This is a genomic window from Paraburkholderia unamae, assembly GCF_003268775.1.
Lineage (GTDB): Bacteria > Pseudomonadota > Gammaproteobacteria > Burkholderiales > Burkholderiaceae > Paraburkholderia > Paraburkholderia unamae.
The window spans coordinates 102,093-127,380 of the sequence record NZ_QLSU01000012.1; the positions used below are offsets into that span (position 1 = coordinate 102,093).

A 25,288-nucleotide genomic window follows, 5' to 3' on the forward strand; every position below is an offset into this window, starting at 1 on the left:
TGGGCTTTTTGCTTTCCAGGCGCCGCGCGCCATGAAAGCGGTGGCACGCGAGCATGCGTCCAGCATGTATACTTGCCCCTTCCCCGCCGTCCCCTCTTCCGCTGCACAGGCCCGTCACCATGAAGTTCACGACTCTTGCCTGCGCTCTGCTCGCGCTTTTCTGGCTCAGTCTGCGCGTTCAGGCGCAAACCCAACCTCAACCCGAGGACTACGAATACCTGCGCCGCATTCGCGTGCCGGACGCCGTCGTCAATTGCGTCGCCGCGCTCGACGAGTGGGTGCACAAGGCCCAGCGCTACGATTCGCTGCTCGTGCCCGACCGCCGCGCGCTCACCGCCAATATCGAGAGCCCCGTGCCCCCGAGCGCCACGCCCGTGCCGCCCGCGAGCGCCGCCGTCACGCAGGTCACGCCCATCGACACGCTGATCCATCTGCACGCCTTCGCCAAGGTGCGAGGCAAGTACGCCTGGGTACCCGTCAAGGCGACCTGCGGCATCTGGCATTCGCACGTCGTCGACGTCGCGCTCTCGCCGCGCAGCACGCATACCGCTTCGCCCATCCACTGAGACCGCGCGCATCCGGCATGCGCCGGCGCGCTCAGTTCGCCGTGCCGCGCGCAGCGGCGGGCGCCTTGCACAACGCCGCGTTGTGCAAGATCGCTTTGCCGGTCGACTGGTAGTTCTCTTCGTCGCAAGGCGGCAAGCCGAACGATGCGTCGCTGTCCTTGTCGCTGTCGTCGTGATTGCGCAGCGCCGTCGTCTGCGCGAGTGTGGCGAGGCACTTCGCGTTCTCACCCAGATGATATTGCGTGAGCGCGAGGTCGCTGCGCACGCGATCGGCTTCGATCCAGTCCATGTCCATCGAACACTCGCCGATCAGTTGCGTGAACCCCGTTTCGGCCGCCGCGTAGTCCTTCTTCGCATACTGCGCGCGCGCCTGCGTGAGACGCGCCGCGCGCGAGCGGTCGGTGCAGGCGGCGCCCGGCCGCCGGTACTCGCCGTCGAACATCGCGCGCGCGCCGCAAGCGGTGCGGCATGCGTCAGCGCCGCCCGAATCGAGCCGCAAGGTGCCCTGGCCGCCTGAAATCGAGATGTGGCAGGTCTCGCCGCCATCGCTCGACACCCCTGCATTGCCTTTGAGCGTGCCCGAGAGCGAGCACGTGTGACAGTTGCCGCCGATCGTATCGAGTGTGAACCGGTTTCCCTTTACGACGAGCGTGCCATGCGCGTGGCCGCCTTCGACGTAGAAATATTCACCGGGTTCGACAGCCGATGCGGGCGCAACGAATGCGCCCGCCACTCCCATCAAACCGCATGCGCCTGCAATCCACAACGCCGCGCGCCCCCCTGCCCGTCGCCCTGACTTCATCGTTCCTTCATCCTCTCGCGACATCGCCGCAATGCGTTGCGGGCCAATGTAGCAAAAAAGCCCGCGCGCCATTCGGCGCACGGGCTTCGCATGAAGTCAGGCGCGGCGTGCGCCGCACGCGAACTCAGTCGGCCTTGACGCCTTCCACCTGGATCTGCAAGGTGGTGGCCGTCTTGAAGCCGTACGACTGGCCCCAGTTCACGCCGTAGTCCGCGCGGTCGAATTGGGCCGATGCGTCGGCGCCGCACACTTCGCGCTTGAGCATCGGGTTCTGGAAGCACTTGAACGAATCGATCTTCAGGTTCAGCGGCTTCGTCACGCCGTGCAGCGTGAACGTGCCGATCACTTCCACGGGCTTGTCGCCGTCGAAGCGGATCGACGTGCCCTTGTAGGTGGCCGTCGGGTACTTGGCGGTGTCGAGGAATTCAGCCGAGCTCACGTGCTTGTCGAGCTGCGAATTGCCGGTATCGATCGACGCTGCGTCGATCGTCACGTCCACCGTGCCCGTCTTCGCCGCGCGGTCCAGCGTGACCGTGCCCGAGCTCTTCGTGAACTTGCCGCGCCACACCGAGACGCCGCCGAAGTGGTCGGCTTCGAAGCTCGGATACGTGTGCATCGGGTCGAGGTTGTAGGTCGTCGTGGCCGCGAACGCGGGCGTGGCGATGGCGGCGGCCAGTGCGGCGGCCGCGGCGGCGGCGAAAATCGTCGTCTTCATGAAGCGATTCCTGATGCGAGAGAAACTGCGTGAAAAATGCGTGGCCGGTGCGCGTCAGTGCGCGGCGGACACGATGTGAAATTTGATCTGCACGTCGTCGGCCACGACAGAGGTGTCCTTCCACTCGCCCGCGCCAATGCCGTATGCGAGGCGCTTGATGGGCAGCGTGCCGTCGAACACCTGGTTCGCGCCGTCCTTGTGGAATTGCACCGGCACCACGACGTCGGTCGTCTTGCCCTTGATCGTGAGCTTGCCGGCCACTGTGAACGCGCCGTTCGCGCCCGGCTTGATCTGCGTGGAAACGAAAGTCGCGTGCGGGAAGTGCGTGGCGTCGAACCACTCGTCGCCCGCGACTTCCTTGTTGTATTCCGGCGCGCCGATGTCGAAGCTCGCCACCTCGACGTCGAGCTTCGCGCTCGACGCCGCGACGTTGGCCGGATCGAAGCGCACGTCGGCGGAAAAGTGGTTGAAGCGCCCTTCGACAGGCACGTTCATCTGCTTGAACACGGCGGTGACCGAGTTCTTCGCGGCCTCGGCGGCGGCATTCGCGCTGGTGGCGAAAGCCGCGCCTGCGGCGAGCGCCGCGCCGAGCGCGACGACGGAAACGGAATGGGCAAGGCGTTGGATCATGGGCGTTCGGTCCACGTTGGAGTGCGTCGGGAAGTCGGTGAAATGGGTCCGGCGCGACACGCGCCGGGCAAGTCAGTCGCGCGGCGTGCCGAACGGCAGCATGCGCGCGAGGATGTTCTGCCGGTCGATCAACTGATGCTTGATGACCGCGAGCACGTGCAGCACGACCACGGTGAGCAAGGTGTAGTTGAGCGCGATATGCACGAAGCGCAGCACGCCCTTGAGCGCGGTGTCGGGGGCGATCAGCACGGGCATCGGCCAGATGCCGAGGTACACCACCTGGATGCCCGCCGCCGAGCTGTACAGGTAGCCCGTGACCGGAATCGCGACCATCAGCACATAGAGGGCTGCGTGGCCCACGTGCGCGGCGAGCCGCTCCCAGCCATGCATGGAGCCGGGTAGCGCAGGCGCCGTGTGCGTGGCGCGCCAGACAATGCGCACGAGCACGAGCGCGAGCACGGTCACGCCGATCCACTTGTGCCACGAGAAGTAGCGCAGCTTGGTGGGCGTGATGCCGGGAATGTCGGTCATGACCCAGCCGAGCGCAAAGCCCCAGACGATGAGCGCGGCGATCAGCCAGTGCAGCAGCATGGCAAAGCCGTTATAGCGACCGGCGGGCTTGACGTTAGGGTTCATCGGCATACGACTCCAATATTCGAGGTGTGCACTTTACCCGGCCAAACCTATTCAAACAATCGTCTAAAATGGATGGTTATCATCCACTTTCTCGATAGGTCGACGATGGGCCACACTTCGGATCGCGCCTCGGACCGCTCCCCCAGCCTCGAACAGCTGCGCGCGCTCATCGCCGTCGCCGAAACAGGCAGCTTCTCGGCGGCGGCGCGCCAGCTCGACCGCGCGCAGTCGGTGGTCAGCTATACGATTGCGAATCTCGAGGCGCTGCTGGGCGTGGCGCTGTTCGAGCGTGGCAAGCGCAAGCCGGAACTCACGGCCGCGGGCCGCGCGATCCTCGCCGATGCGCGCCGCCTCGATCTGCTCATGGGTCAGCTTAACGCCAAGGCGGCCGGCTTGCAGCGCGGGCTCGAGGGCGAGGTCTCCCTGGCTGTGGACGTGATGTTTCCGTCGCAGCGGCTCGTCGAGGCGTTGCAGGCGTTCGCATTCACGTTTCCCACCGTCGCGCTGAATCTCACCATGGAAGCGCTCGGCGGCGTGCTCAAGCTCGTGCTCGACGGCGACTGCGCTTTGGGCATCAGCGGGCCGAACCACAACTGGCCACATGTGATCGAGGCGCAGTCCATCGGCACCGTCGAACTCGTGATGGTCGCGGCGCCTTGCCATCCGCTCGCCAAGGCGGAGCAGCCGGTGCGCATTTCCGATGCGCGCGAGCACACGCAACTCGTGCTGACCGATCGCAGCCGCCTCACCGAAGGCCAGAACTTCGGCGTGTACAGCAATCGCGCGTGGAAGCTCGGCGACCTGGGCGCCAAGCACCGGCTGCTGCTCGCGGGACTCGGCTGGGGGTCGATGCCCAGGCACCTCGTGGAAGCCGATCTCGAAGCCGGCAGGCTCGTGCGCGTCGCGCTCGCGGACCGGCGCTCGGTGAGCTACAACATCTCGCTGATCCATCGCACCAATGCGGCGCGCGGCCCCGCCAGCGAGTGGCTCAGCCATTACCTGTTGCAAGGCACGCCGCCGCAATCGCCGTTGCCCGACGCGCGTTGAAAGCGGCGGGCGCGCACAGGCGCTTGCATGAACGGAGTTGTACAAACGCAACCGAACGCGCGCCTGACAATGCTTCACAAACCCGCGCGAGCCGCGCCCCTCGTGGCGTACACGGCAACCCAGGCCGCCTGTGCGCAGCGCCTCCGCACGCGGCCGGATTTATCGAGATGCATCGCCATGCGAGGATCGCGCCACCGCTCGCCTGGGAGCGGGCCAGAGCATCCCGCCCGGCCCGGCGCCCGCACGCGAGCCAGGTTTCGCTCGGTCGGTCATCACGCATCATGGTCAACTTCATCTGCTTTCTGCTCTGGAATCTCGCCTTGCTCGTCGCCGTGCGGGTGGGCTGCTGGCTCATTCACTGCACGCGCCCCGATCTCACGCTGCACGGCACGCGTGTCTTCGTCGTCTTGATGGCGATTGCGCTCGTGTTCGATACGGCGATCACCTTCCTCGTGTTCGCCGACGCGGGCGGCCCGTGGAAAGCGCACAACCCGAGCGAGACCTGGCCGGAGCGCGCGCTGGCTTATGCGCTCGCCGCGTTGCTCGCCCTGCTCGCGGCGCGGCGAGCACGCCGGGTGGAATCGCGCAAGGCCCGCAGCACACGCACGGCGCCGGAGGGTGCGCTCGAAATCGAAACGTCGCCATACAGCAAATCGACGTTGCCGATGTGAGCCAGGCGGGAGAGAGTCCACATCCGGCTCGCCTCTCTCGACACACCCGGCTCACGCTTCAGCTTTTCTTGCTCTTACCGGCCTTTTGTGGCGCCGCCGCCGGGGCCGCGGCGGGCACCACGCCCGACCAACCCGGCAGATAACGCGCTTCGGAATCGTGCGCGTGCGAAAGCGCGTCGGCGAGCGCGGCGTCGAAGTCCTTGCGCAAACGCGTTTCGGACACCTTGCGGCGCAGGTAGTCGGCCCACAGGAATTCGCTGAACGGCGTCGTGTCCTTCGCATAGCCGCCGGCCGTGCGCAACTCGCCCGCGAGGCTGCGGTACGGGTCGTCGGCCAGACCGAGAAGCTGGCGCGGCAACTGGTCGAACTCGCAGCGCTCGCCCGCCGCGTCGAACGGATGCACCCACTGGTTATGCTCCATCATCCGCCAGAAGATGGTGGGCTCGAGCCACGAGAGATCCTTGAGCACCGTCACGCGCACGCTCGCCACGCCTTCTTCTAGCCATGCGCGCCCGAGGTGGTGATGGTCGACCACGAAATAGCGCGACTTCGGGCCGAGCACAGCCGGGAACCAGTGCGAGTCGATGGCCGACGCGCGGCCCTTCTTGTCGAGCGCTTTCCAGTGTGCGCGCTTGACGTTCACCTCGCGCAGGCCAACGGTGATCTGCGTGGGGCGCAGTTCGTCGAGCTTCACGGTGACGAGATGGAGATCGGTGTTCTGAAGGTTCATTGCGGTCCTCCTTTTTGGTGTCTGAGCCAATCGCGCAACGATACCGCCGATTGACCCCGTATGCCGTAACAATCGCCCATGCGCCGGGCGCGCCCTGCGCAGGGTCAATCCCGAGGCGAGCGGGCACGCAGGATGCACGCTTTCGCCGCTTCGCCTATAAATGCGCTGAGGGACAGACGACGATAGCCACGCGCGTTCGTCATGCGCCCGCATGTCACTTCAGTCAGTTCCGTCAGTTCCATGTCTTGCCTGCTCAACCAACGACACAAGCGAGGGCATTTTGGATCTCGAAACCATCCGCACATTCATCATGACCCGGGGCATCGACTTCGGGACCAAGGTCGTGGCGGCGATCGTCCTGTGGATCATCGGACGATGGGCCATCAATCTCGTCGCCGGCTTGCTGCGCAAGGTGCTGGCGCGCAACGAACGCATCGATCCCACGCTCGCGCATTACCTCAGCTCGATCCTCGCCGCCGTATTGAACCTGCTGCTGGTCCTCGCAATCCTCCAGGTATTCGGCGTGCAGACCACGTCGTTCGCCGCGCTCCTCGCCGGTCTCGGCCTCGCCATCGGCACGGCGTGGGGCGGCCTGCTCGCGCATTTCGCGGCGGGCGTGTTCATGCAGGTGCTGCGGCCGTTCAAGGTGGGCGACTTCGTGACGGCGGGCGGCGTGACCGGCACCGTGAAGGAACTGGGCATCTTCGGCACGACCATCATTTCGCCGGACAACGTGGTGAATATCGTCGGCAACAACAAGGTCTTTTCGGACACCATCTCGAACTACAGCGCGACGCCCGTGCGCCGTGTCGAGCTGACCGCGAAGATCGCCAACGGCGTCGATCCCCTCGACGCGGCCAACCGCTTGCGCGCGGCCCTCGCGAAGATTCCGAACGTTTCGCAGGAGCCGCCGCCCGACGTCGAGATCCTCTCGTTCACGCCCGAAGGCCCGCTGCTGGCCGTGCGGCCCTTCACGAACAACGACACCTACTGGCAGGTGTACTTCGACACCAACCGCGCGATCGTCGAAACCTTCAAGGACGCGGGCTACCCCACGCCCGAAACGCCTTCGATCATTCGCCGCGTGGGCGGATAGCGGCGCCTCGCACCAACAAAAAACGGCATCGCCCTCGCGGGCGATGCCGTTTTTCTTTTCCGCGTTGCCGCTCGGGCAAGCCGCGCGCTCAGCCGCCGTTGGGCTTGCGCACCGCGGCGCCGCTCGCGTTCTTGCGCGTCATCTTCCAAAGCCCGCCGATCAGGACCGGCACGATCGCGGCGCCGATGCCGACGAGCACGATCACATTGAGGTACTGGCGAATGAACGGGATGTTGCCGAAGAAGAAGCCGAGCAGCACGAGCAGCAGCACCCAGAACAGCGCGCCCGCGATATTGAAAAGCTGAAAGCGCTGCATGCTCATTTGCGAAACGCCGGCCACGAACGGCGCGAACGTGCGCACGACGGGAATGAAGCGCGCAAGCACGATGGTCTTGCCGCCATGACGCTCGTAGAAGTCGTGCGTTTTCTGGAGCGCCGCACGGTCCAGGAAGCGCTCGAGCACGGGAATGCGCGTGTTGAACACCTTCGGCCCGATGGCCCGGCCAATCAGATAATTGACCGTGTTGCCCGTGACCGCCGCGACGATCAGCAAGGTGATCAGGAGGCCGAGATTCATCTCGTGCGTGGCCGCGAACGCGCCGCCGATGAACAGCAGCGAGTCGCCTGGCAGAAACGGCAGGATCACGAGCCCGGTTTCGCAGAACACGATGAGAAACAGCACCGCGTAGACCCACGCGCCGTACTGGTGGATGAAGACTCCAAGAAACTTGTCGATGTGCAAGACAAGGTTGGCGAACTGTAGCAGCGTATCCAAAAGTGTCCCTTATTGATCGTGGGCCGCGCCCCAAAAAAAAGACGCGTCGGCCCAGTGTTGCGCGAGAAGCAAAATTGACCGCGCCATCATACCGAAAGTGCCCGGCGTCACGAAAAATTCCCGTGATTTTCGGTGAATTCGCGCACAAAGCGCACCATGCTGGCGGCATTTTGGCGCTTTCGACCGGGTCTCCGGGGCGCGCGGCCGCGGCTCGCCGACTCGTTATAATTGCGCGCATGTCTTCGAATTCCGAACCCATCGGCGCCACGCCCGAGGCGCCAGGCGCACCCGCCGAAACCGGCGGCGACACGGCCGCCCCGCGCGCCGCCCGGCCCGCACGCGCGATCCAGGCCCTGCCCGACCAGCTCATCAGCCAGATCGCCGCGGGCGAGGTGGTCGAACGGCCAGCATCGGTCGTCAAGGAACTGCTCGAAAACGCGCTCGACGCGGGCGCGAGCACGCTGCGCATCCTGCTCGACGAGGGCGGCGTGAAGCGCATCTCCATCGCCGACGACGGCTGCGGCATTCCCGAAGCCGAGTTGCCGCTCGCGCTCATGCGCCACGCCACGAGCAAGATCCGCTCGCTCGCCGAGCTGGAGAGCGTCGCGACGCTCGGGTTTCGCGGCGAAGCGCTGGCGTCGATCGCCTCAGTGGCCGAGATGTCGATCACGAGCCGCAGCGCCGACGCGCCGCACGCCGTGAAAATCGACGCGCACACGGGCTCGATCTCGCCCGCGGCAGGCGGCCAGGGCACGACGATCGAAGTGCGCGAGCTGTACTTCAATACGCCCGCACGCCGCAAGTTTCTGAAGAGCGAGCAGACCGAGCTTGGCCACTGCCTGGAAATGATCCGCCGCAGCGCGCTGGCGCGCCCGGACGTCGCGATCTCGGTGCTGCACAACGGGCGCGCGGTCGAGCACTGGAACGCGAGCGATCCCGCCACGCGCGTCTCGAAGATCCTCGGCGAAGTGTTCGCCACGGCGCACCTGCCGCTCGACGAGCGCGCGGGACCGCTCGCCGTGTACGGCTGCGCGGGCCTGCCCACGGCGAGCCGCAATCGCGCCGACCAGCAGTACTTCTTCGTGAACGGTCGCTTCGTGCGCGACAAGCTGCTCACGCATGCGGTGCGCGCGGCCTATGAGGACGTGCTGCACGGCGACCGCTATCCGTCGTACGTGCTGTTCCTCGACCTGCCGCCCGAGGCCGTCGACGTGAACGTGCATCCCTCGAAGATCGAAGTGCGTTTTCGCGACTCGCGCTCGATTCACCAGTTCGTGTTCCATGCCGTGCAGCGCGCGCTGGCGCGCCATGCGGGCGCTTCGCCGGAAACGACCTCGGGCGGACACGCCGCGCTCATCGAGCCGCGGGCGTTGCCGGGCGCCGGTGTGCTTGGCGGTTCGGTCGGGCTGACGTCGGGTGCATCGGGTGGATCCGGCACTGCGGGCGCTTCCGGCGCCACGGATTTCCCGCGCTCGGGCGGCACGTTCGGCGCGGAAGGCAAGTTCGGCACCGCGAGCGTGGCAAGCAGCTTTGGCGGCACGGGCGGCGCAGGTACGCACGCGTCGGGCTTCAGCCCGGCGGGTGGCGGCAGCGGCGCGGGTGCGGGCTCAGGCAACACCTGGCTGCGCCAGTCGCGCATGCAGCAAGGCAGCCTGCCCGTTGCACAGCCGCTCGCGCTCTACGACGCGCTGTTCGGCCGCAAGGACGTTGGCGCGGGCACCGCGCAAGGCGCGACCGTGCCGCAGGCGCAGGACGGCGCAGCCGGGGCATTCGCCGCAAGCGCCCCGCCGCCCGCCTTCGATGCCGGCGACGATCACCCGCTCGGCTTCGCGCTCGGCCAGGTGCACGGCATCTACGTGCTGGCGCAAAACGCGCGCGGCCTCGTGATCGTCGACATGCACGCCGCGCACGAACGCATCCTGTACGAGCAGTTCAAGCAGGCGCTCGCCGACCGTTCGCTCGCCGTGCAACCCTTGCTGATCCCGATTTCGATGACGGCCGACCCCGTCGAGACCGGCACCGTCGAGGAAGAGAAAGCGACGCTCGAAGCGCTGGGCTTTGACCTGGCCGTGCTCTCCCCCACCTCGATCGCGATCCGCGCCGTGCCCGCGCTCCTCAAGGACGCCGACCTCCAGGCGCTCGCGCGCGCCGTGCTCGCCGACCTGCACGAGTACGGCGGCTCGCGCGTGCTGACCGAGCGCCAGCACGAAATGCTCGGCACGCTCGCCTGCCACCACGCGGTGCGCGCGAACCGGCGGCTCACGCTCGACGAGATGAACGCGCTGCTGCGCCAGATGGAAGTCACCGAGCGCGCCGACCAGTGCAATCACGGCCGGCCGACCTGGTACCAGCTCACGCTCGCCGATCTCGATCGGCTTTTCATGCGCGGTCAATGACGCAGTCCACGAAACACGAAACCGGCGCGCTGCCCGTCGCGTGCCTGCTCGGGCCGACGGCGTCGGGCAAGACAGCGGCCGCGCTCGCCTATGCCGCGCAGTCGGCGGCGCGCGGGCGCACGGTCGAAATCGTGAGCATCGATTCGGCGCTCGTCTATCGCGAGATGGACATCGGCACGGCCAAGCCGAGCGCCGCCGAACGCGCGGCCGTCGCGCATCACCTGATCGACATCGTCGATCCCGTGGACGCTTATTCCGCCGCCGACTTTCGCGCCGACGCACTGCGCGTGACGGGCGAGATCGTCGCGCGCGGGAACGTCCCGCTGCTGGTGGGCGGCACGATGCTCTACTACAAGGCGCTCACGCAAGGCCTGAACGACCTGCCTTCGGCCGACCCGGCCGTACGCGCGCAACTCGACGCCGATGCCGCACACGACGGCTGGCCCGCCATGCATGCGCGCCTGGCCCAGGTCGATCCCGCCACGGCGGCGCGTCTTGCGCCGAACGATTCGCAACGCATCCAGCGCGCGCTCGAAATCTTCATGCTGAGCGGGCAGCCGATGTCGGTGCTGCTCGCCACGCCCTCCACGCGCGAAGACGAAGCCGCACGCTACCGCTTCGTGCCCATCGCGCTCGAACCGTCGGATCGCGGCGTGCTGCACGCGCGCATCGAAGCGCGCTTCGACGCGATGCTCGCGGGCGGTCTGATCGACGAGGTGAAGGCGCTGCGCGCGCGCGGCGATCTCAACCCCAACCTGCCGTCCATGCGCTGCGTGGGCTATCGCCAGGTGTGGGAATACCTCGACGGCGAAGTCGATTACGACACCATGCGCGATAAAGGCGTATTCGCCACGCGCCAGCTCTGCAAGCGCCAGCTCACATGGCTGCGCGCGATGCCGGAGCGCATCGTCGTGGATTGCTGCGCGGCGGATGCGACCGTGCAGGCGGTCGCGGCGGTCGAGCGCGCATTGCCGCCCGCATAGGATCGGATCGGCGGCTAAGGCGAAAGCCGTCAGTGGTAGTCGTCTTCGCGCTGATGCCGAACGGCGAGGATCGTGACGTGCTGAACCGTATCGTGCGGCGCGGGGGCCGGGGTCTCGTCCCGCTTTGCGCCCTCGATTTCGAACAGCGCGACATAGCCGGCGTTGCCGAAGGAAATCACCAGCTCGCGCAGAAAGGGATTAGCGTCATCGACCTTGCGGCACGTGAACGGGAAGCTCGCAAGCAGTTCCGTGGCCCGGCGTATGGCGTCGAGCGCACGAGCCGCAGCCTCGACGTCGTACTCGAGCAAAAAACCGTAGAGCCTTTTGAGGTCGTCGCGCGCACCGCGTGTGTAGCGAACGCGAAAACTCATTTATCTTTCCGCTTCGCGTGCAGCATCGCCTCCAGTTCGGCGTGCACGTTGTCGGCAGCGAAATAATCGTTGTCCCGCCGCGCCTGTTCACGCGAGTCCAGCCCTCGCGCAACGAACTCGCGCTGTAGACGGCGGCGCGCAACGCCTTCGCGCAGTGCGGCCTCCATGAACGAGGAGAGCGACTCGTTTTCGTGCAGCACGTCTTCCGCAGCTTGCCGCAGTTCGGGGTCAACGCGCAGCGGGGGCATGGTGGCGGTCTTCATTGCCTCTCCTTGCATCGCAAATGTAATGCAGATAGTAGCACGCGGCGCTTGAACCATTCGGCCAATGGTTACACGCGGCGCCACACTCTTTGTGCATCACAACATTCGTTCCCAGCCCCGAGACGGCTGCGTCCTTTCACGACGCATGAGTCGCCCCCCATCGCACCGCGCCACCGAAAACCACCGCCCTCCGCTTGACTTTCGATCGACCGGATACGATCATTCGTTCAACAATAGAGCAATTGCTCAGACATGAGCCTGGCGGCCGCTTTGAGTAAGGAGACACCGAATGAACACCGAACGCAGCCATGCGAACGTGATCCTGCACATCGGCGCCGGGTCGTTTCACCGGGCGCATCAGGCGTGGTATCTGCATCGCGTGAACCTCACGCGCAAGCCCGGCGAGGCCGCCTGGTCGCTCACCGTCGGCAATATCCGCTCCGACATGAACGCCGTGATGGACGCGCTCGCCGCGCAGAACGGCGCCTACATGCTCGAAACGGTGACGCCGCAGGGCGAGCGCGCATACGAGGAGATTCACTCGATCACACGCGTGCTGCCGTGGTCCGCCGATCTCGCGAGTCTGGTCGACGCGGGCGCGGACGCCGACTGCAAGATCATCGCCTTCACGGTGACCGAAGGCGGCTACTACCTCGACGAGCACGACCGCCTCGACACCGCGAATCCCGACCTCGCCGCCGATCTCAAGGGCGGCCGCACGACGATCTACGGCGCGCTCGCCGCGATTCTCGAAGCGCGCATGGCGTGCAACGGCGGCCCCGTCACACTGCAAACGTGCGATAACCTGCGCAGCAACGGCAAGCGCTTTCACGCGGGCATGCGCGAGTTTCTTGCGCTGCGCGGCGCAACGGACCTGCGCGACTGGTTCGACGCGAACACGGCCTGCCCCGACTCCATGGTCGACCGCATCACGCCGCGCCCCACGCCCGACGTGCGCGAGCGCGTGAAAGCCGCAACCGGCGTGGACGACGCGTGCCCCGTGATGGGCGAGGCGTTCATCCAGTGGGTGATCGAGGATCACTTCTGCGCGGGGCGGCCCGCCTGGGAGCGCGCGGGCGCGGAAATGGTCGAATCGGTCATGCCCTACGAGGAAGCGAAGATCCGCATCCTCAACGCCACGCATAGCTGCATCGCCTGGGCGGGCACGCTCGTCGGGCTCGACTTCATCCACGAAGGCACCCAGGATGCCGATATCCGCACCTTCGCGCGCGAGTACGTGAGCGAGGACGTGATCCCCTGCCTCACGCCCAGCCCGCTCGATCTCGCGAAGTATCGCGACGTCGTGCTGGAGCGCTTCAGCAATCCGTACATCCAGGACACGAACCAGCGCGTGGCCGCCGACGGCTACTCGAAGATCCCCGGCTTCATCGCACCGACGCTCGCGCAACGCATCGCCGCCGGCGCGACGCCCGCCGCCACGGCCATACTGCCCGCGCTGTTCCTGCGCTTTCTCGAACGCTGGCATAAGGGCACGCTGCCCTACCGCTACCAGGACGGCGTGATGGACGAAGCCGCCGTGCACCGCATGTTCGACAGCGGCGACCCCGTCTCGACGTTTCTCGGCGACAAACTGCTATGGGGCGGCCTGGCCGGCAACCCGACGCTGGGCAGCGCCGTGCGCGGCGCGCTCACGCGCGTCGACCAGTGGCTTGCCTCACGCGGTTGCAGCGCTTGAATACCGGCCACACCTGAACCCCGCGCCATGCGCGCGCTCCGGGTCGGCGCGCATGGCGTCGCGTCCGGTGCGCGGCTAAAGTAGCGCAACTCTCATCAAGACTTCAGCGCGCCTATGTATCTCGGCATCGACCTCGGCACCTCCGAAGTGAAAGTCCTGCTGCTCGCGCCCGACGGCCGCGTGATCGGCACGGCCGGCACGCCTTTCGTCGTCTCGCGCCCTCACCCGCGCTGGTCCGAGCAGAATCCCGCCGACTGGTGGGACGGCACGCGCCGCGCGCTCGCCGCGCTGCGCGAAGCCCATCCGCAGGAATTCGGGCAGGTGCGCGGCATCGGCCTTTCCGGGCAGATGCACGGCGCCGTGCTGCTCGACGCCCGCGACAACGTCCTGCGCCCGGCGATCCTCTGGAACGACATGCGCGCCGTGGACGAGTGCGCCGAACTCACCGCGCGTGCACCGCAGTTGCATCGCATTGCGGGCAATCTCGCCATGCCGGGCTTCACCGCGCCCAAGCTGCTATGGGTCGCGCGCCACGAGCCGAAGATCTTTCGCGAAACGGCCTGCGTGCTTCTGCCGAAGGACTATTTGCGCCTGCAACTCACCGGCGGCAAGGTCTCCGATCCCTCCGATGCGGCGGGCACGCTCTGGCTCGACGTGGCCAGGCGCGACTGGTCCGACGCGTTGCTCGACGCCTGCAACATGACACGTGCGCAAATGCCCGCGCTCGCCGAAGGCAGCGCGCCCTCGGGCACGCTCCTGCCCGCGATTGCGCGCGAATTCGGCCTGCGCGAGGACGTGATCGTGGCGGCGGGCGGCGGCGACAACGCGACCAGTGCCATAGGCATCGGCGCGACGCAGCCCGGCGACGGCTTCGTCTCGCTCGGTACCTCGGGCGTGCTCTGCGTGGTGGGCGACCGCTTCCGGCCCAACCCGGCTTCCGCCGTGCATGCGTTCTGCCACGCGATTCCGGACCGCTGGCACCAGATGAGCGTCGTGCTCTCAGCGGCAAGCTGCCTGCGCTGGGTCTGCAAGCTCACGGGCACGAACGAGCCCACGCTGCTCGCCGAAGTCGAACAACTCAGTCCGCAAACGCTCAACGAAGCCCCGCTCTTCCTGCCGTATCTCTCGGGCGAGCGCACGCCGCACAACGACCCGTACGCACAAGGCGTGTTCTTCGGCATGACGCACGCGACCGATCGCGCGCTGCTCGGCTACGCCGTGCTCGAAGGCGTGACGCTCGCGCTCACCGACGGGCTCGACGCGCTCGCGGCCGCAGGCACCGAAGTGGGCGCGCTCTCGATGCTGGGCGGCGGCGCGCGCAGCGGCTACTGGGCGCAACTCGTTGCGGACGCATTCAACACGCCCACGCGCCAGCACGGCGGCGGCGAGACGGGCGCGGCGCTCGGCGCGGCGCGGCTGGGCTGGCTGGCAGCGGGCGGCGACGCGCGCGAAGTGCTGACCAAGCCCCCAGTCGTGGCCGAGTACACGCCGAACGCCACGCGCCACGCGGCGCTGCGCGAGCGGCTCACGGCCTACCGCGCGCTGTACCGCCACGTACGCCCACTCTTCGAGCCCTCGCGCGAACGCCTCGCGTAAGGTGTGCAGTACACTTCGGCCCCGATCCAGCCTCGACCACCACCGTGCCCAAGTCCACCGAAAAACTCGATCTCGCGACCCGCGCCGCCTGGCTCTACTACGTGGCCGGCAACACCCAGAACGAAATCGCCGAGAAACTCCAGGTGTCGCGTCCGGTCGCGCAGCGCCTCGTCGCATTCGCGGTCGAGAAGAATCTCATTCGCGTGCGCGTCGATCACCGGCTCGCCGACTGCCTCGCGCTCGCCGATGCGCTGTCGAAACGCTACGGCCTTTCGGTCTGCGAAGTGGTGCCGGTGGACAACGACACGCCCGAGGAGATCGACCGCAAGCTCGCGGTGGCGGGCGCACAGGTGATGGAGCGCTACCTCACCGAAGAGCGGCCGATGGTGGTGGCCGTGAGCAGCGGCCGCACGCTCAAGGCCGCCGTCGATCAGATCGCGCAACTGGAGCGGCCGCAGCACCGGCTGGTTTCGATGGTGGGCGCGATCGCGCAGGACGGCTCGTCGAATCGCTACGACGTCGCGCTGCATATCTCCGAGAAGACCGGTGGCAAGCATTTCCTGCTGCCCGCGCCGCTCATCGCCGACAACGAGGCCGAGCGCGCCCAATGGTGCAATCACCGGCTCTATCGCATCGTCGAATCGCTCTCGGGCGAGGCCGATGTCGCGTTCGTGGGCATCGGCAATATCGGCGAGCATTGCCCGCTGCATGAGGACGGCTTCATCACGTCCGACGAAGTGCGCGAGCTGATGAATCAGGGCGCAGTGGCCGAGATGCTCGGCCTGCCGATCGACGCGGCCGGCAAGCGCGTGGATTCGCCCACCGGCCGCCGCGTGACGAGCGTGTACCTCGATTCGCCGCCGCGCCGCCCGACCATCGGCTTTGCCGGCGGCGCGCGCAAGCGCGATGCGGTGATCGCGGCGCTCAACGGCGGCTGGCTCTCCGGGCTCGTGACCGATGAGCTGTGCGCGCGCGCCGCGCTCGCACGCTAACGCCTCCCGCCTCTATACGCCGAAGACAAAAAAAGCCCGCACGAAGCGGGCTATCAAAGGCAACCTCAGGTACCTCGCCACACAGTACACCGCCTCAGCCAGCGAGGCGGTGCGTCCGGCAAGCCAGTGAAATCACGCAGCCAGTTGCTGCGCGAAGCGACGCTCGAACGCGAGACCGTCCGCATTGAAGAGATGGCAATGATCGGGCGTCGAGCCGACTTTCAACGCCTCGCCGCGCTGGTGCTGCTCCAGCGGCGGAATGCGCGCGATCAGGCCCTCGGGCGCAACCGCGCATTCGGCGTAGAGATAAGCGGCGTCGCCGAGCGACTCGACCGCCATCGCCTTCGCGCTCACGCCTTCCGCGCCCGTCATGATGTGCAGGTGCTCGGGGCGGATGCCCACCGTCACCTTGTCGCCTTCGCGCGCATTGCCAGGCTCGACCGCCACCTTCTGCGTATCGCCCGTTTCGTAGCGCACGACAATGCCGTCGCTGCCGACCTGCTGCACCGTGCCGTCGAGGAAGTTCATCTTCGGCGAGCCGATGAAGCCCGCGACGAACCGGTTCGCCGGCGCGTGATAAAGACGATTCGGACTGCCAACCTGTTCGACATTGCCCGCCGAAAGTACGACGATCTTGTCCGCCAGCGTCATCGCCTCGACCTGGTCGTGGGTCACGTAAATCATCGTCGTCTTGAGCTCGTCGTGCAGGCGCGCGAATTCCAGACGCATCTTCACGCGCAGCGCGGCGTCGAGATTCGAGAGCGGCTCGTCGAACAGGAACACTTTCGGCTTGCGCGTGATCGCGCGCCCAATCGCCACACGCTGCCGCTGGCCGCCCGAAAGCTGCTTGGGCTTGCGGTCGAGCAGATGGTCGATGTGCAGGATCTTCGCGGCGTTCTTCACGGCCGCGTCGATCTCGGGCTTCTTCGCGCCCGCGAGCTTCAGGCCAAACGCCATGTTGTCATAGAGCGTCATGTGCGGATACAGCGCGTACGACTGGAACACCATCGCAATGCCGCGCTTGGCCGGGGGCACGTCGTTCATGCGCGTGCCATCGATCATCAAATCGCCGCCGCTGATGTCCTCCAGCCCCGCGATCATGCGCATGAGCGTGGTCTTGCCGCAGCCGCTCGGGCCCACGAACACCACGAACTCGCCGTCGCCGATGTCGAGGTTCACGTCGCGCAGCACTTCGTTGTCGTCGTAGCGCTTCAGTACGTCTCTGAGGATCACGCTTGCCATGATGTGTCTCCGTTGCCGCGGAATTGCCCGATATCGCTCAATACGAACGCGCATCCGCCTGGTTGATTCGTTGCGCCACCCGTGCGGGCAGCGTCGTCATGTCGTCGAAGATTTCGATTGCGCCCGCTTCGCGCAGCTCGTGCGCGTGCGCGTCGCCGCCCACGTGCGTGCCGCCCACGAAGCCGAGCACCGTCATGCCCGCCGCGCGCGCCGCGCTCACGCCCGTCACGCTGTCCTCCACCACGAGGCACGCGGCGGGCGTCACGCCCATGCCTTGCGCCGCGGCGAGATAGACGTCGGGCGCGGGCTTCGGCCGCGCGACGATATCGGCGCAATACACGCGCGCGCCGAAGAAGCGATCGAGTCCATTGCGCGCGAGCACCTCGCGCACCACGGCCGTGTAGCTGTTGCTCGCGCAGGCCTTGGTGAGCGTCACCGCTTGCAGCGCGGCCACGACGCCCGGAAAGAGCGGCGCCTCACGTGCCTCGGCTTCGGCCACCGTGCGGATCGCGTCGACATCGGCGGCGCTCAGGCTGCGCCCGAGCGCCTCGCCCGCGCCGCCCAGCACGCGCTCGATACGCTGGCCGAGCAGCGGCATCACCACGGGCGCCGCGTCGACTCCTGGCCAGCGTGCTTCGAGTTCGCGCACCAGCACACGGGCCGCCACGGCTTCGCTGTCGATCAGCACGCCGTCGCAGTCGCAGATCAGGGCTTGAATGGGCATTGCCTTGTCCATTTACTTGACCGCCCCGAAGGTGAGGCCGCGCACCAGTTGCTTCTGCGAAAGCCAGCCGACGATCAGCACCGGCGCCACCGCGAGCAGTGACGCCGCGGAGAGCTTCGCCCAGAACAGCCCCTCGGGACTCGAATACGAGGCGATGAACACAGTAAGCGGCGCAGCGTTGGAGCTGGACAGATTGATGCTCCAGAATGCTTCGTTCCACGAAAGAATAATCAGCAGCAGCGCGGTGGAAGCGAGCCCTGGCACCGCCATCGGCATGAGCAGATAGACGATTTCCTGCCACGTGGCCGCGCCGTCCATGCGTCCGGCTTCGAGAATGTCGCGCGGAATCTCATTGAAATACGTGAAAGTCATCCACACCGCAATGGGCAGGTTGATGAGCGTATAGACGATGATCAAACCGGACACGGTGTCGAGCAGCCCGGTGTTCTTCCACAGCAGGTAGATCGGCACGAGCACGCCCACCGACGGCATCATCTTCGTGGAGAGCATCCACAGCAGGACCTTCTGCGTGCGCTGGGTCGGGAAGAACGCCATCGCGTATGCGGCGGGCACGGCAAGAAGCAGGCAGACGACGGTCACGCCGGCCGAGATCAGCACCGAGTTCCACGCGAACGAGAAGTAGTTGCTGCGCGCGAACACCTCGCGGAAGCTGTCAAGCGTCGGCAGGAAGAAGATCGTCGGAATATAGGCCTGTTGCTCGGTCTTGAACGCCGTGATCGTCATCCAGAAGATCGGGAAGAACAGCGCGAGCGCGATGAGCCAGGCAAGCAGCCCCGGCAGCACGCGGCCGATGAACTGGAGCGGCGACGAACGGTTGACCGCGTGGGGCGATGGCGCGGGCGTAGCGGTAATCTGGCTCATTTTTCGTACTCCCCTTTGAGGTTGCGCGCGAGCATGCGCACGAGGAAGAACGACACGATGTTCGCGAGCACGACGGCGAGAATGCCGCCAGCCGAGGCGATGCCCACGTCGAACTGTTGCAGGCCCATCGAGTAGATCAGGTAAGTGAGGTTGGTGGTCGCGTTGCCGGGACCGCCGCCCGTGGTCGTGTAGATCTCGGCGAAGATCGACAGCAGGAAAATGGTTTCCATCATCACGACAACGGCAATCGCGCGCCGCAGGTGTGGCAGCGTGATGTAGAAGAACAAGGCGATCGGGCCCGCGCCGTCGATCTTCGCGGCTTCCTTCTGCTCCTGGTCGAGCGACTGGATCGCCGTGAAGAGAATGAGGAACGCGAACGGCAGCCACTGCCACGCCACGATCATGATGACCGCCGTGAGCGGATACACGGCGAACCAGTCGATGGGCGTCATGCCCATCGAACGCATGGCGATGGCCACGAGCCCGTACACGGGGTGCAGGATCATGTTCTTCCAGATCAGCGCGCTCACCGTGGGCATCACGAAGAACGGCGCGATCGCGAACAGGCGCGCCACGCCCTGGCCGATGAACTTGCGGTCGAACAGCACCGCCATCAGCACGCCGCCCACCACGGTGATCACGAGCACCGCCACGATCAGCTCGATGGTGTGCACGATCGACGGCACGAACGAGGGGTCGGTGGCAAGGAACTTGTAGTTGTCGAAGCCCGCGAAACCCTTCAGGTCCGGATTCAGCAGGTTGTATCGCGTGAACGAATACCAGATCGTCATCGCGAGCGGAATCGTCATCCACAGCAGCAGCACCGCGACGGACGGCGTCACGAGCCAGCGTGACGCCGAGCGGCGTGTCTCGACCTGCTGCGGTTTCTGCGGCGTACGCGCTCGATTGAATATAGGCATGGGGAGATGGAGATGACGCATGAGGACCACCCTTCTCGGTTGCGCGCCGGCTCGTGGCACGGCGCGACATCGGCTTCGCGAGGGGGCGCGCCGCGCCGGGTGGCCCGGCGCGCGCTCGCGGCACTACGCTTGCTGCGGGAACATCGCAGCGTGGCTACGTTTGCTGCCCTTACTTCTGGTACCCGGCCTGCGCCACGGCGCGGTCGGCGGCGGCATTGCCCGCGGCCAGCGCCTGATCGACGCTCATCTGCCCGGCCACGGCACCTGCAATGCTCTGGCCCACGACCGTACCGAACGACTGGAATTCAGGAATCCCGACGAACTGGATACCCGTGTACGGCACCGGCTTCGCGGTCGGGTGATTCGGATCGGCGGTCTGGATCGCCTTGAGCACGAAGTCCGAGAACGGCGCGGCCTTCTTGTACTCGGGATTCTGGTACGTCGAAATACGCGTGCCCGACGGCACCGAAGCCCAGCCCTCGTCCTGCGCGACCATCTGGACGTATTCCTTCGACGTGGCCCATTCGATGAACTTCTTCGCGGCGTCCTGCGACTTCGACGACTTCGGCACCGCGAGCGCCCACGACCACAGCCAGTGCGCGCCATTCGGCGTGACCTGCGTCGGCGCGGCCGCGAAACCGATCTTGTCGGCCACCTGCGACTGCTGCTTGTTGTAGAGAATGCCGGCGGCCACCGTCGCGTCGATCCACATCGCGCACTTGCCCGAGGACATCAGCGTGAGGTTTTCGTTGAAGCCGTTCGAGCTCGCTCCCGGAGGGCCATCCTTCTTCAGCATATCCACGTAGAAGTTCACCGCCTTCTTCCACTCGGGCGAGGTGAGCTGCGCATGCCACTTCTCGTCGAACCAGCGGCCGCCGAAGGTGTTCGCAACCGTCGTCACGTACGCCATGTTCTCGCCCCAGCCGGCCTTGCCGCGCAGGCAGATGCCGTAGGTGCCGGCGGACTTGTCGGTGAGCTTGTCGGCGAAGTCCTTGATCTGGTCATAGGTGGGCTGTTCGGGCATCTTGAGGCCCTTCTTGTCGAACAGATCCTTGCGGTAATACGTCATCGAGCTTTCCACGTAGAACGGCAGCGCATAAAGCGTGCCGTTGTACGAGAGGCCGTCGCGCGCGGTCTTCACCACATCGTCGATGTCATAGCTCGCGGGCAGGTTCGTCATCGGCACGATCCAGCCGCGCTTGCCCCATTGCGGCGCCTCGTAGGTGCCGATCATCATCACGTCGAACTGGCCGCTGTTGGTCGTGATGTCGGTGGTCGCGCGCTGGCGCAGCACGTTTTCTTCCAGAATCACCCAGTTCAGCTTGATGCCCGGATTGGCCTTCTCGAAGGCCGGCGAGAGCTTCTTCAGCTCGATCATGTCCGGGTTGTTCAACATGGCGATCGTGACGGTCTGCGCGTGAGCGGCGCTCGCCGCGGCGACGAGTGCGCCGGCACTCACCGCTCGACCTATGCACTTTGCTGCGGTCTTCATTGCTGGCTTCATGACGTTGTCTCCTTGTTCGTTGCGTTATGTCGTATTGCGTTGTGCAAGGGCTGCGGGAAGGGTCAGCTCATCCAGTTTCCGCCGTCGACGTTGAGTGTCTGCGCGGTGATGTAGTCGGCGTCGGCGGACGCGAGAAAGAGCGCGGCGCCCGTGAGATCCTCGGGCAGACCCATGCGCCCGAGCGGCACGGCCTCGCCCACGAGGCGCTTTTTCTCGCCCAGCGGACGATGTTCGTAGCGTGCGAAGAGCGCGTCGACCTGCTCCCACATTGGCGTGTCGACCACGCCCGGCGCGATGCCGTTCACGTTGATGCGATGCGGCGCGAGCGCGAGCGCCGCCGACTGCGTGTAGCTCAGCACCGCAGCCTTGGTTGCGCAGTAGTGCGAAACGAGTGCCTCGCCGCGGCGGCCCGCCTGCGAGGACATGTTGATGATCTTGCCGCCCTGCCCTTGTTCGACCATGCGCCGCGCCACGGCCTGCATGAGGAAGAACATGCCCTTCACGTTCACCGCGAAGAGGCGGTCGTAAATGTCCCAGGATTCGTCGAGAAGCGGGCGCATGTCGAACAGCGCCGCGTTGTTGAAGAGAATGTCGATGCGGCCAAAGCGTTCGACCGCGCTGAGCACGATGCGATCGATGTCCTCGCGTCGCGTGACGTCCGCGCTCACTGCCAGCACGCGCTCGGGGTACGCGGCGGCCAGCGTGGGCGCGATGGATCCGGCGGCCTTCACGTCGACGAGCACGCAGCGCGCGCCTTCGTCGAGATAGCGCTGCGCGACCGCCTCGCCAATGCCGCTCGCCGCGCCGGTGAGCACGGCTACCTTGTCCTGCAAACGTCCTGCCGCCGGGGTCGCGGAATGTGCCACAGGTTTGTCTCCAGTTTCATTCGTGTGGGGCGCGCCAGAAAAACACCTTGGTGAAGTGCATCTGGGCGATCGCCCGACATGTGAGCATTTGCTCTTTCGTTGATCGAATGATCGGATACGAGTCGGAGCCTGTCAAGGCGAACGAACGCGATTGCCCGACATTTCGATGGTGCGGCGCGCAAGCCCTCGCGGGGCGTGGCATGGGGACCCGGCCCCCTTGGCCGGACGGCGAGCTCACTCGCCAAGCGAAGTGATACGTTATATCATCTCGCCTTCGCGACGCCGACGCTCCCGCGCCTCTTTCAGATTCCGCTATAAACAAGGATAGAACCATGCTGACGTTCACCCGCGCGAATTGCCCCCAACGCCCCGCCACTACGGGCGCGCTAACGCGCGTTACCCCCGCGCTCGCGCGGCTCGCGGCAGGGCTCGCCCTCGCGCTGGGCACGGCGCTCGGCGGCGCGAGCGCGGCCCTGGCGGCGCAGGCGGGCAGTGCCGCGATTCCGGTGGTCGCCGCCGAGAACTTCTATGGCGACGTCGTCAAGCAGATCGGCGGCAGCTATGTGGACGTCACGAGCATCCTCAGCAACCCCGATCAGGACCCGCATCTTTTCGAGGCGAGCCCGAAAACGGCCCGCGCGCTCCAGAACGCGCGCGTAGTGGTCTATAACGGCGCCGACTACGACCCGTGGATGACCAAGCTGCTCAGCGCAACGGGCGCGGGCAAAAACGGCAACGACCGCGCGACGATCGTCGCGGCGGACCTCGTCGGCAAGAAAGCGGGCGACAATCCGCACCTCTGGTACGACCCGAAAACCATGCCCGCCGTGGCGCGCGCCGTGAGCATGGCGCTCGGCGCAGCGGACCCGGCGCACAAGAGCGTGTACGATGCCAACCTGGCGACGTTCCTCGCCTCGCTGCAACCGGTCGACGCCAAGGTCGCGGCGCTGCGCGCGCACTACCAGGGCCAGCCGGTCACGGCTACGGAGCCGGTGTTCGGCTACATGTCGGACGCCATTGGCCTCGATATGCGCAACCAGCGCTTCCAGCTCGCGGCGATGAACGACACCGAGGCGAGCGCTTCGGACATCGCCGCGTTCGAGCGCGACCTGCGCGAGCGCCGCGTGCGCGTGCTGATCTACAACAGCCAGGCGACCGAAGCGCTCACGCGGCGCATGCTGGCGCTGGCGAAGCAGTCGAAGGTGCCGTCGGTGAGCGTGACCGAAACGCAGCCGGCCGGCGTGAACTTCCAGCAATGGATGCTCGCCCAGCTCGAAGCGCTCGACAAAGCGCTCGCCGCGAGCGCGCAGAATCAACATTAATCGTATTCAGCAAGGACACACGCCATGACAGGGGCCGGCCCCTCGCCCACTGATCTCGCTTCACAGCAAGGCGCGCAACACCATGGCGCTCATGGCGCGCACCGCGCGCCCGCACCCGTGCTCACGCTCGCGGGCGTGAGCCTCGCACTCGGCGAGCGCACCATCCTGCGCGACGCGAACTTCGCGGTGAACCAGGGCGAATTCATCGGCGTGCTCGGGCCGAACGGCGCGGGCAAGACCACGCTCATGCGCGCCATTCTCGGCCTCGTGCCGGCCTCGCACGGCGCGATCCGCGTGCTCGGCGAGCCGGTCGCGCGCGGCAACGCGAAGATCGGCTACATGCCGCAAACGCGCACCGCGCTCGCGAGCCGCCGCGTGCGCGGCCGCGACTTCGTGGCGATGGCCGCCGACGGCCACCGCTGGGGCCTGCCGCGCGCCGACGCGGCCACGCGCGCCGACGTCAAGCGCGTGCTCGATCTCGTGGGGGCGACCGCGCTGGCGGACCGCCCGCTCTCGGAGCTTTCGGGCGGCGAGCGCCAGCGCCTGCTGCTCGCGCAATGCCTGCTCGGCGACCCGAAACTGCTGCTGCTCGACGAGCCGCTCATCAGCCTCGACCCCAACCATCAGCGCGGCGTGGTCGAACTCGTGCGCCGCGTGCAGCGCGAGCTCGGCATCGCGGTGCTGTTCTCCGCGCACGAACTCAATCCGCTGCTCAACGCGCTCGACCGCGTGCTCTATCTCGGCAACGGCGTGGCCGCGCTCGGCAGCGTGGACGAAGTCATCACCGCGCCGGTGCTCTCGCGGCTCTATGGCTCGCCCATCGAGGTGATGCGCATGAAGGGCCGCATCTTCGTGATGTCGGGCGACGTGGAAGTCGAAAAACACGACCACGAGCACGAGCACGACCATGCGCACGATCATGCGCACGATCATGGTCACGGTCACGGGCACGACCACGGCCACAGCAACGGCAATAACGACAACGCACACGGCCACACGCACGATGCTTGAATACGATTTCATGGTGAACGCCTTCGCGGCGTCGGGCATCGTCGCGGTGCTCGCGGGCATCGTCGGCTACTTTCTGGTGATGCGCGGGCAGACGTTCGCGGGCCACGCGCTCTCGCACGTGGGCTTCACGGGTGCAACGGGCGCCGTGCTGCTCGGTGTCTCGCCGATGTGGGGCATGGTGGGCTTCACGCTCGCAGCGGGCGTGTCGATGGGTGCGCTCGGCGAAAAGCTCGCGGGCCGCGATGTCGCGATCGGCGTGATCCTCTCGCTCGCGCTCGGTTTCGGCCTGCTGTTCCTGCACTTCTTCACGTCGTACGCCACCCAGGTCACGGCGCTCCTGTTCGGCAACGTGCTCGGCGTGAGCCGCGAAACGCTGGGCGTGCTCGCGGCGCTGGCCGTGGCGAGCCTCGTGGCGCTCGCGGCCATCATGCGGCCGCTGTTGTTCGCCTCGCTGCAACCGGAGCTTGCCGAAGCGAAGGGCGTGTCTCTGCGCGCCGTGTCGATGCTGTTTCTCGCCATCGCCGCACTCGCCGTGGCCGCGTGCACGCAGATCGTCGGCGTGCTGCTCGTCTTCACGCTGATGGTCGGGCCCGCCGCCGCCGCGCAGAACCTCACCACGCGCCTTTCCACGGGCCTCGTGCTCGCCGCGCTGCTCGCGCTCGTGCAGGCGTGGCTCGGCGTGACGCTCGCGTACTACACCGACTGGCCCACGAGTTTCTGGATCACCGCGCTCGCCGCGCTGGTGTATGGTGCAAGCTTGATCGGGCGTCGCTAGCACGTTGCGCGCGCATCGAAAAAAGGCGTTGCCCCTTCCGGTGGCAACGCCTTTTTCGTTTGTATGGCTCGCTTGCG

Annotated in this window: 26 protein-coding genes; 12 read left to right on the forward strand and 14 right to left on the reverse strand. The window is 66.5% G+C overall.

What is annotated here, in order from left to right; translation table 11 throughout:
- The first annotated feature begins 119 nt into the window (after positions 1-119).
- On the forward strand, positions 120-566 hold the full coding sequence (locus C7401_RS20800; protein WP_112173280.1) for a BspC domain-containing protein: 447 nt from the start codon (positions 120-122) through the stop codon (positions 564-566).
- A gap of 31 nt (positions 567-597) precedes the next feature.
- Here the strand turns inward: C7401_RS20800 and C7401_RS20805 are convergent, their stop codons facing one another.
- From C7401_RS20805 to C7401_RS20820, 4 genes are all read right to left on the reverse strand, one after another.
- Positions 598-1,305, reverse strand: a complete 708-nt coding sequence (locus C7401_RS20805; protein ID WP_181565645.1) for a hypothetical protein — start codon at positions 1,303-1,305, stop codon at positions 598-600.
- 187 nt (positions 1,306-1,492) lie between these two features.
- The gene (locus C7401_RS20810) at positions 1,493-2,083 is read right to left on the reverse strand and encodes a YceI family protein (RefSeq protein WP_112173281.1); all 591 of its coding nucleotides are present in this window, start codon (positions 2,081-2,083) and stop codon (positions 1,493-1,495) included.
- A gap of 54 nt (positions 2,084-2,137) precedes the next feature.
- Complete coding sequence (locus tag C7401_RS20815) at positions 2,138-2,713, reverse strand: YceI family protein (protein WP_112173282.1); 576 nt, start codon at positions 2,711-2,713, stop codon at positions 2,138-2,140.
- A gap of 72 nt (positions 2,714-2,785) precedes the next feature.
- Positions 2,786-3,355, reverse strand: a complete 570-nt coding sequence (locus C7401_RS20820) for a cytochrome b (protein ID WP_112173283.1) — start codon at positions 3,353-3,355, stop codon at positions 2,786-2,788.
- Between the two features lie 99 nt (positions 3,356-3,454).
- Here C7401_RS20820 and C7401_RS20825 point away from each other — a divergent pair, with 99 nt between their 5' ends.
- Together C7401_RS20825 and C7401_RS20830 are read left to right on the forward strand one after the other, a co-directional pair.
- On the forward strand, positions 3,455-4,396 hold the full coding sequence (locus tag C7401_RS20825) for a LysR family transcriptional regulator (protein WP_112173284.1): 942 nt from the start codon (positions 3,455-3,457) through the stop codon (positions 4,394-4,396).
- Positions 4,397-4,677: 281 nt separating this feature from the next.
- The gene (locus C7401_RS20830) at positions 4,678-5,067 is read left to right on the forward strand and encodes a hypothetical protein (RefSeq protein ID WP_112173285.1); all 390 of its coding nucleotides are present in this window, start codon (positions 4,678-4,680) and stop codon (positions 5,065-5,067) included.
- 58 nt (positions 5,068-5,125) lie between these two features.
- Here C7401_RS20830 and C7401_RS20835 read toward each other — a convergent pair whose 3' ends face one another.
- Positions 5,126-5,797 (reverse strand): ParB-like protein, encoded by a 672-nt coding sequence (locus C7401_RS20835; protein ID WP_112173286.1) that lies wholly within the window; start codon positions 5,795-5,797, stop codon positions 5,126-5,128.
- A 280-nt stretch (positions 5,798-6,077) separates the two neighbouring features.
- Between C7401_RS20835 and C7401_RS20840 the strand changes: the two genes are divergently transcribed.
- The gene (locus C7401_RS20840) at positions 6,078-6,893 is read left to right on the forward strand and encodes a mechanosensitive ion channel family protein (RefSeq protein WP_112173287.1); all 816 of its coding nucleotides are present in this window, start codon (positions 6,078-6,080) and stop codon (positions 6,891-6,893) included.
- A gap of 88 nt (positions 6,894-6,981) precedes the next feature.
- Here the strand turns inward: C7401_RS20840 and C7401_RS20845 are convergent, their stop codons facing one another.
- On the reverse strand, positions 6,982-7,668 hold the full coding sequence (locus tag C7401_RS20845; RefSeq protein WP_112173288.1) for a DedA family protein: 687 nt from the start codon (positions 7,666-7,668) through the stop codon (positions 6,982-6,984).
- 236 nt (positions 7,669-7,904) lie between these two features.
- Between C7401_RS20845 and mutL the strand changes: the two genes are divergently transcribed.
- Positions 7,905-10,064 carry a DNA mismatch repair endonuclease MutL gene (mutL, locus tag C7401_RS20850; protein WP_112173289.1) on the forward strand — a complete coding sequence of 720 codons (2,160 nt, stop codon included), beginning with the start codon at positions 7,905-7,907 and terminating at the stop codon, positions 10,062-10,064.
- On the forward strand, positions 10,061-11,047 hold the full coding sequence (miaA, locus tag C7401_RS20855) for a tRNA (adenosine(37)-N6)-dimethylallyltransferase MiaA (RefSeq protein ID WP_112173290.1): 987 nt from the start codon (positions 10,061-10,063) through the stop codon (positions 11,045-11,047). Before mutL ends, miaA begins: the two co-directional genes overlap by 4 nt.
- A 29-nt stretch (positions 11,048-11,076) precedes the next feature.
- Here miaA and C7401_RS20860 read toward each other — a convergent pair whose 3' ends face one another.
- Positions 11,077-11,418, reverse strand: coding sequence for a type II toxin-antitoxin system RelE/ParE family toxin (locus tag C7401_RS20860; protein ID WP_112173291.1), 342 nt, complete (start codon positions 11,416-11,418; stop codon positions 11,077-11,079).
- Positions 11,415-11,681, reverse strand: coding sequence for a YlcI/YnfO family protein (locus C7401_RS20865; RefSeq protein ID WP_112173292.1), 267 nt, complete (start codon positions 11,679-11,681; stop codon positions 11,415-11,417). The genes C7401_RS20860 and C7401_RS20865 overlap by 4 nt, the downstream gene beginning before the upstream one ends.
- A gap of 289 nt (positions 11,682-11,970) precedes the next feature.
- On the opposite strand from C7401_RS20865, the gene dalD reads away from it, so the two are divergent.
- From dalD to C7401_RS20880, 3 genes are all read left to right on the forward strand, one after another.
- Positions 11,971-13,377, forward strand: a complete 1,407-nt coding sequence (dalD, locus tag C7401_RS20870; protein WP_112173293.1) for a D-arabinitol 4-dehydrogenase — start codon at positions 11,971-11,973, stop codon at positions 13,375-13,377.
- A 114-nt stretch (positions 13,378-13,491) separates the two neighbouring features.
- On the forward strand, positions 13,492-14,973 hold the full coding sequence (gene xylB / locus C7401_RS20875) for a xylulokinase (RefSeq protein ID WP_112173294.1): 1,482 nt from the start codon (positions 13,492-13,494) through the stop codon (positions 14,971-14,973).
- Positions 14,974-15,017: 44 nt separating this feature from the next.
- On the forward strand, positions 15,018-15,965 hold the full coding sequence (locus C7401_RS20880; RefSeq protein WP_112173295.1) for a sugar-binding transcriptional regulator: 948 nt from the start codon (positions 15,018-15,020) through the stop codon (positions 15,963-15,965).
- Between the two features lie 132 nt (positions 15,966-16,097).
- Here C7401_RS20880 and C7401_RS20885 read toward each other — a convergent pair whose 3' ends face one another.
- From C7401_RS20885 to C7401_RS20910, 6 genes are all read right to left on the reverse strand, one after another.
- Complete coding sequence (locus C7401_RS20885) at positions 16,098-17,207, reverse strand: ABC transporter ATP-binding protein (protein WP_112173296.1); 1,110 nt, start codon at positions 17,205-17,207, stop codon at positions 16,098-16,100.
- A gap of 37 nt (positions 17,208-17,244) precedes the next feature.
- On the reverse strand, positions 17,245-17,931 hold the full coding sequence (locus C7401_RS20890) for an HAD family hydrolase (RefSeq protein WP_258397174.1): 687 nt from the start codon (positions 17,929-17,931) through the stop codon (positions 17,245-17,247).
- 12 nt (positions 17,932-17,943) lie between these two features.
- A complete protein-coding gene (locus tag C7401_RS20895) occupies positions 17,944-18,813 on the reverse strand; it encodes a carbohydrate ABC transporter permease (protein WP_112173298.1) in 870 nt (289 codons plus the stop codon).
- Complete coding sequence (locus C7401_RS20900; RefSeq protein ID WP_181565642.1) at positions 18,810-19,754, reverse strand: carbohydrate ABC transporter permease; 945 nt, start codon at positions 19,752-19,754, stop codon at positions 18,810-18,812. Before C7401_RS20900 ends, C7401_RS20895 begins: the two co-directional genes overlap by 4 nt.
- Positions 19,755-19,902: 148 nt before the next feature.
- A complete protein-coding gene (locus C7401_RS20905) occupies positions 19,903-21,237 on the reverse strand; it encodes an ABC transporter substrate-binding protein (RefSeq protein WP_112173299.1) in 1,335 nt (444 codons plus the stop codon).
- Positions 21,238-21,299: 62 nt separating this feature from the next.
- Positions 21,300-22,103 (reverse strand): L-iditol 2-dehydrogenase, encoded by an 804-nt coding sequence (locus C7401_RS20910; RefSeq protein WP_258397175.1) that lies wholly within the window; start codon positions 22,101-22,103, stop codon positions 21,300-21,302.
- Positions 22,104-22,435: 332 nt separating this feature from the next.
- Between C7401_RS20910 and C7401_RS20915 the strand changes: the two genes are divergently transcribed.
- The 3 genes from C7401_RS20915 to C7401_RS20925 are packed head-to-tail and all read left to right on the forward strand — an operon-like array spanning position 22,436 to position 25,211.
- A complete protein-coding gene (locus tag C7401_RS20915) occupies positions 22,436-23,425 on the forward strand; it encodes a metal ABC transporter solute-binding protein (protein ID WP_112173301.1) in 990 nt (329 codons plus the stop codon).
- Between the two features lie 24 nt (positions 23,426-23,449).
- Positions 23,450-24,436, forward strand: coding sequence for an ABC transporter ATP-binding protein (locus tag C7401_RS20920; protein WP_112173302.1), 987 nt, complete (start codon positions 23,450-23,452; stop codon positions 24,434-24,436).
- Positions 24,429-25,211, forward strand: a complete 783-nt coding sequence (locus tag C7401_RS20925) for a metal ABC transporter permease (RefSeq protein WP_112173303.1) — start codon at positions 24,429-24,431, stop codon at positions 25,209-25,211. The genes C7401_RS20920 and C7401_RS20925 overlap by 8 nt, the downstream gene beginning before the upstream one ends.
- Positions 25,212-25,288: the final 77 nt, after the last annotated feature.

Bases quoted from the DNA above. Each gene is read 5' to 3' on its own strand.
- C7401_RS20800 (WP_112173280.1), top strand. From the start codon at position 120: ATGAAGTTCACGACTCTTGCCTGCGCTCTGCTCGCGCTTTTCTGGCTC.
- C7401_RS20805 (WP_181565645.1), bottom strand. From the start codon at position 1,305: ATGGGAGTGGCGGGCGCATTCGTTGCGCCCGCATCGGCTGTCGAACCC.
- C7401_RS20810 (WP_112173281.1), bottom strand. From the start codon at position 2,083: ATGAAGACGACGATTTTCGCCGCCGCCGCGGCCGCCGCACTGGCCGCC.
- C7401_RS20815 (WP_112173282.1), bottom strand. From the start codon at position 2,713: ATGATCCAACGCCTTGCCCATTCCGTTTCCGTCGTCGCGCTCGGCGCG.
- C7401_RS20820 (WP_112173283.1), bottom strand. From the start codon at position 3,355: ATGCCGATGAACCCTAACGTCAAGCCCGCCGGTCGCTATAACGGCTTT.
- C7401_RS20825 (WP_112173284.1), top strand. From the start codon at position 3,455: ATGGGCCACACTTCGGATCGCGCCTCGGACCGCTCCCCCAGCCTCGAA.
- C7401_RS20830 (WP_112173285.1), top strand. From the start codon at position 4,678: ATGGTCAACTTCATCTGCTTTCTGCTCTGGAATCTCGCCTTGCTCGTC.
- C7401_RS20835 (WP_112173286.1), bottom strand. From the start codon at position 5,797: ATGAACCTTCAGAACACCGATCTCCATCTCGTCACCGTGAAGCTCGAC.
- mutL (WP_112173289.1), top strand. From the start codon at position 7,905: ATGTCTTCGAATTCCGAACCCATCGGCGCCACGCCCGAGGCGCCAGGC.
- miaA (WP_112173290.1), top strand. From the start codon at position 10,061: ATGACGCAGTCCACGAAACACGAAACCGGCGCGCTGCCCGTCGCGTGC.
- C7401_RS20860 (WP_112173291.1), bottom strand. From the start codon at position 11,418: ATGAGTTTTCGCGTTCGCTACACACGCGGTGCGCGCGACGACCTCAAA.
- C7401_RS20865 (WP_112173292.1), bottom strand. From the start codon at position 11,681: ATGAAGACCGCCACCATGCCCCCGCTGCGCGTTGACCCCGAACTGCGG.
- dalD (WP_112173293.1), top strand. From the start codon at position 11,971: ATGAACACCGAACGCAGCCATGCGAACGTGATCCTGCACATCGGCGCC.
- xylB (WP_112173294.1), top strand. From the start codon at position 13,492: ATGTATCTCGGCATCGACCTCGGCACCTCCGAAGTGAAAGTCCTGCTG.
- C7401_RS20885 (WP_112173296.1), bottom strand. From the start codon at position 17,207: ATGGCAAGCGTGATCCTCAGAGACGTACTGAAGCGCTACGACGACAAC.
- C7401_RS20890 (WP_258397174.1), bottom strand. From the start codon at position 17,931: ATGCCCATTCAAGCCCTGATCTGCGACTGCGACGGCGTGCTGATCGAC.
- C7401_RS20895 (WP_112173298.1), bottom strand. From the start codon at position 18,813: ATGAGCCAGATTACCGCTACGCCCGCGCCATCGCCCCACGCGGTCAAC.
- C7401_RS20900 (WP_181565642.1), bottom strand. From the start codon at position 19,754: ATGCGTCATCTCCATCTCCCCATGCCTATATTCAATCGAGCGCGTACG.
- C7401_RS20905 (WP_112173299.1), bottom strand. From the start codon at position 21,237: ATGAAGCCAGCAATGAAGACCGCAGCAAAGTGCATAGGTCGAGCGGTG.
- C7401_RS20915 (WP_112173301.1), top strand. From the start codon at position 22,436: ATGCTGACGTTCACCCGCGCGAATTGCCCCCAACGCCCCGCCACTACG.
- C7401_RS20920 (WP_112173302.1), top strand. From the start codon at position 23,450: ATGACAGGGGCCGGCCCCTCGCCCACTGATCTCGCTTCACAGCAAGGC.
- C7401_RS20925 (WP_112173303.1), top strand. From the start codon at position 24,429: ATGCTTGAATACGATTTCATGGTGAACGCCTTCGCGGCGTCGGGCATC.